This window comes from Leifsonia xyli subsp. cynodontis (assembly GCF_050632205.1).
Taxonomy (GTDB): domain Bacteria; phylum Actinomycetota; class Actinomycetes; order Actinomycetales; family Microbacteriaceae; genus Leifsonia; species Leifsonia xyli_D.
Map to the genome: position 1 here is coordinate 488,618 of NZ_CP192578.1, position 14,000 is coordinate 502,617.

11 protein-coding genes and 1 tRNA gene are annotated in these 14,000 nt (G+C 70.6%); 11 read left to right on the forward strand and 1 reads right to left on the reverse strand.

The window, feature by feature from the left end:
- Nucleotides 1-81 precede the first annotated feature (81 nt).
- The 7 genes from ACQ86M_RS02350 to der all read left to right on the forward strand — a co-directional run bounded on the left by ACQ86M_RS02350 (nt 82) and on the right by der (nt 6,707).
- Complete coding sequence (locus tag ACQ86M_RS02350) at nt 82-981, forward strand: ParA family protein (protein WP_431246903.1); 900 nt, start codon at nt 82-84, stop codon at nt 979-981.
- On the forward strand, nt 965-1,801 hold the full coding sequence (locus ACQ86M_RS02355; RefSeq protein WP_431246904.1) for a segregation and condensation protein A: 837 nt from the start codon (nt 965-967) through the stop codon (nt 1,799-1,801). The genes ACQ86M_RS02350 and ACQ86M_RS02355 overlap by 17 nt, the downstream gene beginning before the upstream one ends.
- Entirely contained in the window at nt 1,791-2,444 is a 654-nt protein-coding gene (scpB, locus tag ACQ86M_RS02360) for an SMC-Scp complex subunit ScpB (protein ID WP_431246905.1), read from the forward strand. Before ACQ86M_RS02355 ends, scpB begins: the two co-directional genes overlap by 11 nt.
- The gene (locus ACQ86M_RS02365; RefSeq protein ID WP_431246906.1) at nt 2,434-3,189 is read left to right on the forward strand and encodes a pseudouridine synthase; all 756 of its coding nucleotides are present in this window, start codon (nt 2,434-2,436) and stop codon (nt 3,187-3,189) included. The genes scpB and ACQ86M_RS02365 overlap by 11 nt, the downstream gene beginning before the upstream one ends.
- A gap of 263 nt (nt 3,190-3,452) precedes the next feature.
- Nucleotides 3,453-4,541 (forward strand): prephenate dehydrogenase, encoded by a 1,089-nt coding sequence (locus ACQ86M_RS02370; protein WP_431246907.1) that lies wholly within the window; start codon nt 3,453-3,455, stop codon nt 4,539-4,541.
- On the forward strand, nt 4,538-5,209 hold the full coding sequence (cmk, locus tag ACQ86M_RS02375; protein ID WP_431246908.1) for a (d)CMP kinase: 672 nt from the start codon (nt 4,538-4,540) through the stop codon (nt 5,207-5,209). The genes ACQ86M_RS02370 and cmk overlap by 4 nt, the downstream gene beginning before the upstream one ends.
- Entirely contained in the window at nt 5,202-6,707 is a 1,506-nt protein-coding gene (der, locus tag ACQ86M_RS02380; protein WP_431246909.1) for a ribosome biogenesis GTPase Der, read from the forward strand. The genes cmk and der overlap by 8 nt, the downstream gene beginning before the upstream one ends.
- 3 nt (nt 6,708-6,710) lie before the next feature.
- Here der and ACQ86M_RS02385 read toward each other — a convergent pair whose 3' ends face one another.
- A complete protein-coding gene (locus ACQ86M_RS02385; protein WP_431246910.1) occupies nt 6,711-7,838 on the reverse strand; it encodes a hypothetical protein in 1,128 nt (375 codons plus the stop codon).
- 1,055 nt (nt 7,839-8,893) lie between these two features.
- Here ACQ86M_RS02385 and ACQ86M_RS02390 point away from each other — a divergent pair.
- From ACQ86M_RS02390 to ACQ86M_RS02405, 4 genes are all read left to right on the forward strand, one after another.
- The gene (locus ACQ86M_RS02390) at nt 8,894-11,251 is read left to right on the forward strand and encodes a glycosyltransferase family 2 protein (RefSeq protein WP_431246911.1); all 2,358 of its coding nucleotides are present in this window, start codon (nt 8,894-8,896) and stop codon (nt 11,249-11,251) included.
- Nucleotides 11,251-12,858 carry a chitinase gene (locus tag ACQ86M_RS02395; protein WP_431246912.1) on the forward strand — a complete coding sequence of 536 codons (1,608 nt, stop codon included), beginning with the start codon at nt 11,251-11,253 and terminating at the stop codon, nt 12,856-12,858. The genes ACQ86M_RS02390 and ACQ86M_RS02395 overlap by 1 nt, the downstream gene beginning before the upstream one ends.
- Before the next feature lie 404 nt (nt 12,859-13,262).
- The gene (locus ACQ86M_RS02400) at nt 13,263-13,577 is read left to right on the forward strand and encodes a hypothetical protein (protein WP_431246913.1); all 315 of its coding nucleotides are present in this window, start codon (nt 13,263-13,265) and stop codon (nt 13,575-13,577) included.
- Between the two features lie 84 nt (nt 13,578-13,661).
- Nucleotides 13,662-13,735 (forward strand) — tRNA-Pro (locus tag ACQ86M_RS02405).
- Nucleotides 13,736-14,000: the final 265 nt, after the last annotated feature.

A 14,000-nucleotide genomic window follows, 5' to 3' on the forward strand; every position in this document is an offset into this window, starting at 1 on the left:
CGTCCGCCCCGCAACCGGGGCACGTCGTGCATAGACTGGTGCCTTGTAAGACCGCCCACGAGAGGGACGAGGAACACCCAGGTGACGCGCAACGACCAGGTCGAGACCCAGCTTCCGGGCATGGATGCCGCATCCGTCGCCACGAAGCCCGGGCCCACCGGACGTCCGCTGCGCGCGTTCCCGGTGCCCGCCCCGCTCGCGCAGCACGGACCGGCCAAGATCGTCGCCCTCTGCAACCAGAAGGGCGGCGTCGGCAAGACGACGACCAGCATCAACCTCGGCGCGGCCCTCGCCGACTACGGCCGCCGCGTACTCGCGGTCGACTTCGACCCGCAGGGCGCCCTCTCCGCCGGTCTCGGAGCGCGCACGCACGACGCGACGACGATCTACGACCTGCTGCTCAACCGCAACGCCGACGTGCGTGAGTCCATCCAGTCGACCTCGGTGCCCGGGCTCGACATCATCCCGGCGAACATCGACCTGTCGGCGGCGGAGGTGCACCTCGTCAACGAGGTCGCGCGCGAGCAGATCCTCGCGGGCGTCCTCCGCAAGGTCGCGAACGACTACGACGTGATCCTGGTCGACTGCCAGCCGTCGCTCGGCATCCTCACCGTCAACGCGCTGACCGCGAGCCACGGCGTCCTCATCCCGCTGGAGTGCGAGTACTTCGCGCTGCGCGGTGTCGCCCTGCTCATCGAGACGATCGACAAGGTGCGCGAGCGGCTCAACCCGGCGATCGAGCTGGACGGCATCCTCGCCACCATGTACGACTCGCGCACCCTGCACTCGCGCGAGGTGCTCGAGCGCGTCGTTGACGCCTTCGGCGACCGCGTGCTCGAGACGGTCATCTCGCGCACGGTGAAGTTCCCGGACGCCTCGGTCGCGGCCACCCCGATCACGCAGTTCGCGCCCGAGCACCAGGCGGCGGAGGCGTACCGCCAGCTGGCGCGGGAACTGGTGTTCCGTGGCGCCGTCGCCTGAGCTGCCCGACGTCGTAGAGCCCGCGGAGCCCGTCGAGCCCGTCGGCTTCCGCGTCTCCCTCGGCGACTTCGAGGGACCGTTCGACCTCCTCCTGTCCCTCATCACCAAGCACGAGCTCGACATCACCGAGATCTCGCTCAGCAAGGTGACCGACGAGTTCATCGCCTACCTGCGCGCCCTCGACACCGACGAGAGCCTCGATGAGGCGAGCGAGTTCCTGCTGGTCGCGGCGACCCTCCTCGACCTGAAGGTGGCCGGACTGCTGCCGCAGGGCGAGCTGGTGGATGCGGAGGATGTGGCCCTGCTGGAGGCGCGCGACCTGCTGTTCGCCCGGCTGCTGCAGTACCGCGCGTTCAAGGAGGCCTCGGCCTGGTTCGCCGCGCAGCTGGATGCGGAGAGCGGCCGTCACGCGCGGCAGGTCCGGCTGGAGGACAAGTTCCGCCAGCGCACCCCCGAGCTCGTCTGGACCCTGAGCCTCGACGACTTCGCGGCCCTGGCCACGCTCGCCATGACGCCGCGCGAGATCCCCGTCGTCGGTCTGGACCACTTGCACGCGCCGCTGGTCAGCATCCGCGAGCAGGCGGCGATCGTCGTCGGGATGCTGCGGCACGGGGAGCCGATGAACTTCCGGCAGCTCGTGGCCGGCGCCGAGCAGAAGGGCGTGGTGGTTGCGCGGTTCCTCGCGGTGCTCGAGCTGTATCGCCGCGCCGCGCTGGCGTTCGAGCAGTTGGAACCGCTCGGCGAGCTGACGCTGCGCTGGACCGCGGAGCACTGGTCCGAAGAGAATCTGTCGAATCTGGGAGCCGACTATGACGGTTGAGAACGTGGCCGCCGATCCGGTGGCTGAGGATGCGGTGATCGGGGGAGAGGCGGTGACGGACACCGCGGAGGTGCCGGCACCGGTCGAGGACGCGCAGATCGAGCGTGCCCTGGAGGCCATCCTGATGGTGGCGGACGAGCCGATGAGCCTGGTGACGCTGGCGACCGCGGTCGGTGCGCCGGTGAAGCGCGTGCGCGCCGCGATCGCCGCCCTGGTGGCGGACTACGACGGCGAGGGCGGCGGCATCCGCCGTGGGTTCGAGTTGCGCGAGGTCGGCGGCGGATGGCGCATCTACGTCCGCGCGGAGTTCGACCAGGTCGTCTCCGGCTACGTGCTGCAGCAGAATCCGACGAAGCTGTCGCAGGCGGCACTGGAGACCCTCGCGGTGATCGCCTACAAGCAGCCGATCAGCCGCGGCGCCATCGCGTCCATCCGGGCCGTCAACGTGGATTCGGTGGTGCGCACGCTGCTCGGCCGCGGACTCATCACCGAGCTCTTCACCGACAGCGAGACCGGCGCGATCAACTACGGGACCACCGACCTCCTGCTCAGCCAGCTGGGCATCAACTCGGTCGACGAGCTGCCGAAGATCTCGCCTCTGCTGAGCGATGGCGCGGACGGGTTCGAGGGCGATGTCCGCTGAGAACGGTGCGCAGGGCGAGCGCCTGCAGAAGGTGATGGCGGCCGCCGGCGTCGCGTCGCGGCGCGTGTCGGAGGACATGATCGTGGCCGGCCGCGTGACGGTGAACGGGACGGTCGTGACCGAGCTCGGCCGCCGCGTCGACCCGGCCGTCGACCGCGTGGCCGTCGACGGTACGGCCGTGCAGCTGGACACGTCCCGCCGCTACGTCATGCTCAACAAACCGGGCGGCGTGGTCAGCTCCATGCGCGACGAGCAGGGGCGGCCGGACCTGTCGCGGTTCACCGCCGGCTACCCAGAGCGCCTGTTCAACGTGGGGCGGCTGGATGCGGAGACCTCGGGCCTCCTCATCCTCACCAACGACGGCGAACTCGCGCACGTGCTCGCGCATCCGTCGTTCGGCGTCACGAAGACGTACATCGCGCGCGTGCGCGGGCTGGTCACCCCGCAGACGATCGCACGGCTGACGAAGGGCGTGGAGCTGGAGGACGGCCCCATCGCCGCGGACAGGGCCAAGCTGCTGCAGTCGAACCAGCGCGAGGGCGAGTCGCTCGTCGAGATCACGCTGCACTCCGGCCGCAACCGCATCGTGCGGCGGATGCTCGCCGAGGTCGGCCACCCGGTCGTGGAGCTGGTGCGGCGTCAGTTCGGGCCGCTGCACCTCGGCACGCTCAAGGTCGGGCAGCTGCGCGACCTGACGAAGGCGGAGCTCGGGCAGCTGCTGACGATCTCGCGCGAGAACGGCTGAGCGCGCCCTTCCCGTCGGAAACGGAGGGGCTTCGGGCCGCTCCCCGCGCCATCCACCTCCGTTTCCTGCGCGCGTCGGCGGGTCGTCGCCGGATGTCCTCCGTTTCCGACAGTGCGCCGGGGGTCGACCGGGCACGGAGGAGACCGCGGCCGCCACGCGGGGATCGACCGGGAAGGGAGGCGATGGATGCGGGTTCTGGCGCAGCGTCCTCCCTTTCCCTCGGACGGACGAAACGCGTCGGCGGCGCTGGCTAAGGTGGACGGGTGACTGACACTTCCGCCCGCCTCGCCGGCCCCGTCCGCGTCGTCGGCGCGGGGCTGCTCGGCGCCTCCGTCGGACTCGGGCTGCGCGCCCGCGGCGTCGACGTGCTGCTCGCCGACGCCTCGCCCGCGCACCTGCGGCTGGCGGCCGACTACGGCGCGGGCCGGATCGACGACGGAGGCTCCGAGCCGGCGCTGATCGTGGTGGCGGTCCCGCCCGATCTGACCGGGCGGGTCGTCGCCGACGAGCTCGCGGCGCATCCGGATGCCGTGGTCACGGATGTGGCCAGCGTGAAGGTCGCGCCGCTGTCCGAACTCCAGGCGTCGGGCGTCGACCTCGCCCGCTACGTCGGCGGTCACCCGCTGGCCGGGCGTGAGCGCGGCGGTCCGTCCTCGGCGCGCGCTGACCTCTTCATCGGGCGTCCGTGGGTGGTCGCCGCCCGACCTGAGAACCCGCGCGGGGCCGTCAGCCTGGTCGAGGCACTCATCCTCGACCTGGGCGCGACACCCGTCGAGATGGATGCGGACGAGCACGACGCCGCCGTCGCTCTCGTGTCACACGCGCCGCAGATCGTCTCGTCGCTGATGGCGAAGCGGCTGATGGACTCACCCGATGCGGCCCTCGCACTGGCCGGTCAGGGCGTGCGCGACGTGACGCGCATCGCCGCGAGCGAGCCGGAGCTGTGGGTGCAGATCCTGGGCGCGAACGCTCCCGCGATCGTCGAAATCCTCCGGGCCTACCGCGACGATCTCGACCGCGTGCTCCTCGCGCTCGGCGACGTCGACGCCTCGGGCGCCCGGCGGACCATCGCCGAGGAGATCGCGGGCGGCAACACCGGCGTCTCGCGCCTGCCGGGCAAGCACGGCCAGGACCGCAGGTATTCGCGGTTCGTGGTGATGGTCGAAGACCGCCCGGGCGAACTGGCACGGCTGCTGCACGAGCTCGGCGAGCTGGGCGTGAACATGGAGGACCTGCGCCTGGAGCACTCGCCCGGCGCGGCGTTCGGCCTCGCCGACATCGCGGTGCTGCCCGAGGTGGAGCACCGCACAGTGAAGGACCTGACCGAACGTGGATGGAGGATCACCGGATGACGGAGACGATCGTGGTGGCGGTCGACGGACCGGCCGGGAGCGGCAAGTCGAGCGTCAGCAAGGCGACCGCCCGTCGCCTGGGCTGGGCGTACCTGGACACCGGTGCGGCGTACCGCGCGCTCGGCTGGTACATCGTCGCACGGCACCTCGACCCGACGGACTCGGCGGCGGTCATCGACGCCCTGCCGGACTTCGACTACCGCATCGGCACGGACCCGGACACCTACCACGTGTTCGTCGGCGACGAGGATGTGACGGAGACCATCCGAACCCCGGAGGTCACCGCCGTGGTCGCTCCCATCGCCCGCGTTCCGGAGGTGCGGGCGTTCCTGACGCAGCTGTTCCGCGACATCATCCGGAGCACCGACCGCGACGGCATCGTGGTGGAGGGGCGCGACATCACGACGGTGGTCTGCCCCGATGCGCCGGTGCGCATCCTGCTCACGGCCGACGAAGCCGTTAGAATGGCGAGGCGTTCCGCGGAGCTGATCGGCCATTCGGCCGCCCATGTCGGTGAGGCTCTGCGAAGACGGGATGAGGCGGATGCCCGCGTCGTCGACTTCATGAACGCCGCAGACGGTGTGACCACCGTCGACTCCACCGATCTCGACTTCGACCAGACCGTCGACGCGGTTATCCAGGTCGTACAGAAAGCAGCCCATGTCTGACATCGAAAACGAGCCCAGCGGCGAGGACGACCTCGTCGCGCGGCTCTCCGAGCTCGACGAGGACCTCGCGGTCCAGCGGGCGAACGCGCTCCGCAGCGGACTGGAGGAGTACGAGCTCGACGAGAGCGACCTCGACATCCTCGACATCGCCGGTGAGGACGTCGAGGGCATCACGTACCTGCCCGCGCTCCCGGTGCTCGCCATCGTCGGTCGGCCGAACGTCGGCAAGTCGGCGCTCGTCAACCGCATCCTGGGCCGCCGCGAGGCGGTGGTGGAGGACACCCCGGGCGTCACGCGCGACCGCGTCTCGTACCAGGCGGAATGGAACGGCCGCCGGTTCACCCTCGTCGACACCGGCGGATGGGAGCCCGACGCCCGCGGGATCGACGCGTCCGTCGCCGCCCAGGCGGAGGTCGCGATCGACCTCGCCGACGCGGTGCTCTTCGTCGTGGATGCGACGGTCGGGGCCACATCCACCGATGAGCGCGTCGTCCGGCTGCTGCGCAAGAGCGACAAGCCGGTCTTCCTCGCCGCGAACAAGGTCGACGACGCCCGCCAGGAGCCCTACGCGACCGAGCTGTGGTCGCTCGGCCTCGGTGAGCCGCATCCGGTCTCCGCGCTGCACGGCCGCGGTGTCGCCGACCTGCTGGACGAGATCCTGAAGGTGCTGCCCGAGGAGTCCGCCTTCGCCAAGCGCGAGGTGGGAGGCCCGCGCCGCGTGGCCATCATCGGCCGGCCGAACGTCGGCAAGTCCTCGCTGCTGAACAAGACCGCGGGGGAGGAGCGCGTGGTCGTCAACGACCTCGCCGGCACCACCCGCGACCCGGTCGACGAGCAGGTCGAGCTGGGCGGCAAGGTCTGGCGTTTCGTCGACACGGCCGGCATCCGGCGCCGCGTGCACCTGCAGCAGGGCGCCGACTTCTACGCGTCGCTGCGCACCTCCACCGCGCTGGAGAAGGCGGAGGTCGCCGTCGTCGTCCTCGACGTGAGCGAGCCGATCAGCGAGCAGGATGTGCGCATCATCGACCTCGTGCTCGAGTCGGGCCGCGCGCTGGTGCTCGCCTTCAACAAGTGGGACCTCCTCGACGACGATCGCCGCCGCTACCTGGAGCGCGAGATCGAGCAGGACCTCGCGCATGTGTCCTGGGCGCCGCGCGTCAACATCTCCGCCCGCACCGGCCGCCACCTCGAGAAGCTCGTGCCCGCGCTGGAGCTGGCCCTCGAGTCGTGGGACACGCGCATCCCGACGGGCAAGTTCAACGCGTTCCTCGCCGAGCTCACCGCCGCGCACCCGCACCCTGTGCGGGGCGGCAAGCAGCCGCGCATCCTGTTCGGCACGCAGGCGTCGAGCCGTCCGCCGACATTCGTGGTGTTCACCACCGGGTTCCTCGACCCGGGCTACCGGCGGTACATCATCCGCCGGCTGCGCGAGGTGTACGGCTTCGAGGGAACGCCCATCGTGCTCAACATGCGCGTGCGGGAGAAGCGCAAGCGCTGACCGTCAGCGCTGGCGGGCGACGTCGAGCACCGGCTCGAACGCATCCGGAGCGTGGATCACCACGACCTGCGCCGTCCCGCCCGGAAACAGCCGCGCGACATCGGCAGGGTCGGCCCGATCGTCGACGGTCACGTCGATCGATTCGCGCCACCGGCCGTCCGACAGCCGCTGCACCGTCGACTCCCACGTGATGCCCGGCGTCTCGCGCGCCTGGATGCGCAGGTGGATGCCCACTGCGCGTCGTCGCGCGAGCAGCGACAGCAGCCCGCGATACACCGCCGTGCGGCCCGCGTCGATCAGCCACGGCTCCAGCGCGCGCACCAGCAGGTCCGCGTTCCACAGGATCGTCGTGGCGAAGCCGCTGCGCGACTGGTAGACGTCCACCGCGATCACGCCCGCGAGGCGCCGGACTGTCTGCCGCAGCGTGCCGCGGGTGATCCCCTCGTCGACCGTGCTGTGCAGGTACAAGGGCACCGAGGGCCGCGGCGGAAGCCCTCCGGCCCGCATGGCCGCATGGTCGTGGATGCGCTGCACCGGTCTGAAGAACGGCGACAGCGTCTCGAGCAGGGAGGCGACCCGCGCGTCCGGCGGGTCCGCCTCGACCTGAGCCGCCGTGTCCGCGTACGCCGTCGACTGGTGGAGCGCGCCGATCCGGAACCCGTGCGCCAAGGGCGGCCGCGCCTTCACCGTGAGGAACGGCGTCCCGCCGTCCAGCCGCACCGGGTTCTCGCGGCCCTCGACCCGCGGAACCGGATCGAGCACGTGCTCCAGCGCCAGCACCGTCACGGAGTCGGGCACGCCGATCCGCCCGAGCGGAGACCCGGCCACCATCAGGTGCGTCACCTCCAGGCCGGCGTCGACCGCCGCCATCGCGACCTGCGCCGCGACCATCCCACCGAGGCTGAAGCCGGCGAGCAGCACCGGCTCGCCGGGCCGGATCCCGGCCGCCTGCATCGTCTCGAGCGCGGCCCGGGTGACGGTCGGCACGATTCCGCCGCCGATCAGCAGGTCGGCCGCCAGATCGTTCGGCGCCGATCCTGCGCGCGGGTGCCAGGACTTCGTGCTCGCGAACTGCACCATCCACCGCCGGTGGCCCGCCGATCCGACCTCCACGATGCGCACCAGGGCCACGTCCGCACGGTCGTCGAGGTCCGGGTCGCACAGGTCGTCGATCTCGCGCTGGCTGAGCAGCAGTTCGCGCAGCGTCCGGATCGACCGGCGCCGCATCGCCCCGGCCGCGATCCCGGGCTGGCCGAGGGGGTCGGGGAGGGCCCGAGCGGCAGCCCCAGCAACCCGGCCGGCACATCCGGCAGCCCGGGCGTCGGCACGTAGTCGTCGCCCGAGTCCGGGTCGTTCCACCAGTCGAGCACGTCGCGGATCAGCGGGAACGCCCGGGCGATGAAGTCGTCGTAGCCGAGCAGCACAGCATCCTGGCCGTCGCGTAGCAGCCCCCGCCGGTGGCCGAGCCCGACGACCTTGCGCAGGATGCCCGGCAGCGTGAAGACCGCCAGGTATGGACGCGCACGCCAGCGCGGGAGCAGCGCACCGACCAGCGACACCAGCAGGGCCAGCGGGCCGAGGAGCAGCCCGGCGAGGCGAGCCGTCCCTCCGATCGCCCGCGGGACGAGCGACAGGTACAGCCCGCTCAGCGCGATCCGGCGGCCGCGGCGGGTCGACGGCGGCGGGGATCCGAACGGATACGGGATGCGCCGCCGGCGCTGGATCGCGTACCAGACCCAGGAGGCGGCGACGCCGATCAGCCACGCGAGCGTCCAGAGCAGTGCGGCGGCGGCGCCGACCGCGAGGACGACGAGACCGAGTAGCACGGCGAGCGGGATGCCGACCACGAGCCCGACGACGAACAGCGCCCGCCCCGTCGCGCTCCGCCCGCGCCACAGCTGCGGTGACGGCTGCGACGGCATGCGGCCAGCCTAGCCCGCGCCCTCCGACATCCTTCCGACATCCAGGGGGGATAGATGCATACGCATGCAACCGGCCGCAGGCAAGCGCGACACACCGACCCATCGTGTGAAACTTCGCATGGGCTCGCCCCCAAAGAAGGGGCGACCATAAAGGGGGTATTTGTACCCCTGTTTGTCCTCACTAGTGTGGACAACCGGAAGCCACCCGACCGTGCCCACCCGAGGGCCGGGCTTCCGAACCCGAACAAGGACGCATACCCGATCATGAGTTCTACAGCCCAATACACCCCTGCCCGGAAGCGCCAGCTCGGCTCCGAGAAGCGCACCGAACCCCTCCCGACGGTCCACCCGAAGCCGTCGGACCGCAAGATCACCTGGAGCCGCGTCGCCATCGTGCTGACCGTGCTGTTCTGGGCGATCTACGTGGTCACCACGATCATCCGCCAGTTCATCGACAGCGGCAGCCAGAACTTCCGCTTCACGATGGAGGCGATCGGCTACACGGTCGTGGTGACCTTCCTCACCTTCTCCGCCCTCATGTACCTGGTGGCCCGGCAGGGAGCGCTCCAGCGCTTCCAGAAGCACGTCCGTGTGCCCCGCGCCGAGCTGGACCGGCACTTCGCCGAGAACCAGCCCAGCATCACCGTGCTGGTGCCCTCGTACGCCGAGGAGCCCGAGGTCGTGCGGATGACGCTGCTCTCCGCCGCCCTGCAGGAGTTCCCGTCGAAGCGCGTCGTGCTCCTGCTCGACGACAACCCGAACCCGACCGATCCCGCCGTCCGCGAGCGGCTCGACGCGACCCGCGACCTCGCGCACGACATCAGCGCGATGCTCGCCGAGCCGCGGTTCCGCTTCTCCGACGCCCTCATGCGCTATGAACTGGCCGACTCGGGCGTCTACGCCACCGACGGCGCCGCGCTCGAGCTCGCCGGCCAGTACCGCTGGGCCGCCGAGTGGCTCTACGCCCAGGCCGAGGCGCACGGCATCGACGACCACGTCGACGTCTTCTTCGCCGACCAGGTGCTCCGCGCCCTCGCAGACGACCTGGCCCTGACGGGCGAGGCGGTCTCCGCCGCCATCGCCGAGGGCGCGTCCCTCACCACCAAGCGCGTCGCACAGCTGTACCGCCGCCTCGCCTGGACGTTCGACGCCGACCTCGCCGTCTTCGAGCGCAAGAAGTGGGCCTCGCTGTCCCACGAGGCCAACAAGGCCATGAACCTGAATGCCTACATCGGCCTGATGGGCGGGACCTACCGCGTCGAGGAGACGCCGGACGGACCCATCCTGAACCCGGTCCCCGCCGGCCAGCGCCGCCCGGGCGACGTCGAGATCCCCGACAGCGACTTCCTGCTGACGCTGGATGCCGACTCCATCCTGCTGCGCGAGTACTGCCTCCGGCTGACCTACTTCCTGCAGCAGCCCGACAACGCGCGGGTGGCCGTCACGCAGACGCCGTACTCCTCGTTCCGCGGCGCCGGCACCCGCATCGAGCGCCTCGCCGGCGCGACGACCGACATCCAGCACATCCTGCACCAGGGCAAGTCGTACTACGGCGCCACCTTCTGGGTGGGCGCGAACGCGGTCATCCGCAAGCGCGCGCTGGACGACATCGTCGAGACCGAGTTCGTGGGCGGCTTCGAGGTGCGCCGCTACATCCAGGACCGCACGGTCATCGAGGACACCGAGTCGAGCATCGACCTGGGCACCCACGGCTGGACGCTGTCGAACTACCCGGAGCGCCTGAGCTACTCCGCCACCCCGCCCGACTTCGGCTCGCTGATCGTGCAGCGCCGCCGCTGGGCGAACGGCGGACTCCTCATCCTGCCGAAGCTCTGGCGTCAGGTGAAGGAGCGGAAGCGCCGCGGCGAGACCGTCTCGAAGATCGAGCTGCTGCTCCGCGTCAACTACATGGCGTCGATCAGCTGGGCGAGCTTCGGCCTGATCTTCCTGCTGGCGTACCCGTACGACGGCCGGCTGCTGAGCCCGATGGTGCTCCTCGCCGCGCTGCCGTACTTCATCAGCCAGGCGGCGGACCTCCGCTACAGCGGCTACAAGGCCACGGACATCTTCCGGATCTACGGCTTCAACCTCATCCTGCTGCCGGTGAACCTGGCCGGCGTCCTCAAGTCGATCCAGCAGTCGCTGACCGGCAAGAAGATCCCGTTCGCCCGTACGCCGAAGGTGAAGAACCGCACCGCGTCGCCGCTGCTGTACGTCATCGCGCCGCTCGCGATCGTCGCGTTCTCGCTGTTCACCCTGTGGCGCGACGTCAACGCGCACAACTGGGGCAACGCCGCGTTCGCCGCCTTCAACGCCACGCTCGCGATCTGGGCGATCGTCGCCTACATCGGCATCTGGAACACCGTCGTCGACATCTGGCTCGGCATGACCAAGCCGCTGTACGTGTCCACATCGCGGAAGCGCCCGGCGGATGTCGTGACGCCCGAGACCGCCTCGATCGACTGGCGCTCCGTGCTCTACCACGGGCACGCGGGCGGCGAGGTGCCGCTCAAGGCCCGCGTCGGCGCCATGGTGGTGGAGCAGCAGGAGGCCCCGGCCGCTGCTCCGGCCGCCGCCGAGTCCGAGTCCGAGTCCGTCTCCGGCGAGAAGCAGGCCGCCTGATGTCCGCGAAGAAGAACACCGCGGCGCCGGACGCCGTCGAGCGCGCCCAGGCCCCCGAGGCCGACAGCGGACGCCGTCTCTCGCCCTGGCGGGTCATCGGCGCCGGCCTCGTCGCCGTCATCGTCATCACCGCCGGAGCCGTCGGCTTCCAGTGGTGGAGCGCCCGCGCGTCCGTCGACGTGCAGCCCTGGTTCGCGTCCTACGTGGATGTGACCGCCACGCCGCGGTTCGCGTTCGAGAACCTCGGCACCACCTCCACCAAGGATGCCGTGCTCTCGTTCGTCGTGTCGTCGAAGGACGACGCGTGCGAGCCCAGCTGGGGCGCCGCGTACACGCTCGACCAGGCCCGCGGATCCCTCGACCTGGACCGCCGCATCGCCCGGCTGCAGCAGCAGGGCGGCACGGTCTCCGTGTCGTTCGGCGGCCAGCTGAACGATGAGCTCGCCGTGGGCTGCACCGACGAGTCGGCGTTGAAGAAGGCCTACGCCACCGTCGTGGACCGCTACAAGATCGGCACCATCGACCTCGACCTCGAGGGCAACGGGCTGACCGACCGCGACGCGTCCGCGCGCCGCGCCGCCGCCATCGCCGCCCTGCAGAAGGAGCGTCGCGCCGAGGGCAAGGGCCTCGCCGTCTGGCTGACGCTGCCGGTCGCGCCCTCGGGCATGACCTCGGACGCCACGGACGCGATCGCGGCCATGCTCGCGGCCAAGGTCGACATCGCCGGGGTCAACGTCATGACCATGGACTTCGGCACCGCGAAGAAGGCCACCACGTCGATGGCGCGGGCCGCCGAGTCCGCCGTGACCGCCGCTCAGCGCCAGCTCGGCGTGCTGTACGACCGGGCCAAGCTGCACCAGAGCGACCCGAGCCTCTGGGCCAAGCTCGGCGCCACGCCCATGATCGGGCAGAACGACGTGGAGGACGAGGTCTTCTCGCTGGCCGACGCCGCCTCCTTCAACAGCTGGGCCGTGTCCAACGGCCTGGGTCGCATGTCGATGTGGTCCGCGAACCGGGATAAGACCTGCGGCTCCAACTACGTCGACGTGAAGGTCGTGTCGGATGCCTGCAGCGGCGTCTCGCAGGGCAAGAAGTCGTTCGGCGCGGTGCTGTCGAAGGGCTTCGCCGGCCACATCTCGCTGGGGGAGCGCGCCGTCACCACGCCCGAGCCGACCTCCACCGCCGCCGCCGACGATCCCGCGACCTCGCCGTACCCGATCTGGGCGACCAAGAACTCGTACCTCAAGGGCACCAAGGTCGTCTGGCACCACAACGTCTACCAGGCCAAGTGGTGGACCAAGGGCGACGTCCCGGACAACCCCGTGCTGAACGCGTGGGAGACGCCGTGGGAGCTGGTGGGCCCGGTGCTGCCGGGCGAGACGCCCATCCCGCAGCCGACCCTGCCCGCCGGGACCTACCCGACGTGGGCCGGCCAGACCGCCTACGACAAGGGCCAGCGCGTGCTCTTCGACGGCGTGCCCTACGAGGCGAAGTGGTGGACGCAGGGCGACAGCCCCGAGGCCGCCAGCGCCAACCCCGACTCGTCGCCGTGGGCCCCGCTCACGCAGGACGAGATCGACCAGATCATCGGCGGCTCCGCCCGCTGAACCCGAATCGGCGGCGGGATGCTGACTCCCCCATCGCATCCCGTCGCCGACCTGACCTGGACCTCCCGCTGCGGGGCGGGCTCGTCCGGGCGCCCGCGCGCGCCGGTCGTCGGCCGGTGCGCGAGCGCAGTGCCGGTGGGGATGTGCGTGCCTTCGGGTGGTGCGCGACGTCCCTGCCGGCACGATAGAACGTCTGTGATGCAACCGTGATCGGCGGGCTCTACGCCGGGCAGGCGCCACCCCATATGCTTGCGCTGCTGCAGATTGCAGCACTGCATGATTCGGGGGAATCATATGAATCGAATGACACGGATGACGCTGGCGGCGGGGGCTGCCGCAGCGTCGCTGATCGCACTCTCCGGCTGCGCCGGGGAGGAACCGGCGCGAACTCGCCCGCGCCGACCGTGACCGTCACGACGACGGCCACGCCCGCTCCCGCGACCGCATCACCGGACGACCCGATCGACGCGCTCACCGCGTGGACCGCCTGCGCCGTCTTCGCGCAGGACAAGTACGGCGCCGAGAACCCCACCCAGAAGATGAAGCCGTACGACCCGGCGCACCCGCCCACCAAGACGGCCGCCGGCAACTGGCAGGTCGAGGTCGCCTACCCCATCGACCCGCCCGTCACCGGCGCGGGCAGCGTGGTCGTCATCTGCGAGATCGGCGGAACGAACGCCGACCCGAAGCTCGTCCACTGGGCCACCAAGGACATCTGACCGAGCGTGCGCGAGGCACCCCGCCGACACGGTAGGATGGACGGGTTGCCTCGCGCGGCGCCTCGAGCCCGCGCGTGACGACATCGGGCTGTGGCGCAGTTTGGTAGCGCACTTGACTGGGGGTCAAGGGGTCGCAGGTTCAAATCCTGTCAGCCCGACTTTGAGGGGTCCTTCTGAGGCTTACTGCAACATCAGAGGGACCCAATCGCATTCGCAAAACGATCTATTTCTACCGGTTTCACAATTACCGGTTCTTTCAGAACGTCGGGCTGTCTCCGGGGGTCACCGGAGCTCGGCGGTCCCCGAGCGAAGCGGGGCGTGGAGTTCAGGGGAGCGTGGGGGCGCAGCCCGACCAACTGCGTCTTACTGCAGAGGCGACCCATTGCTCGATCGCGGTGGGGCCGTAAGGCTTAGGGAAGGGAC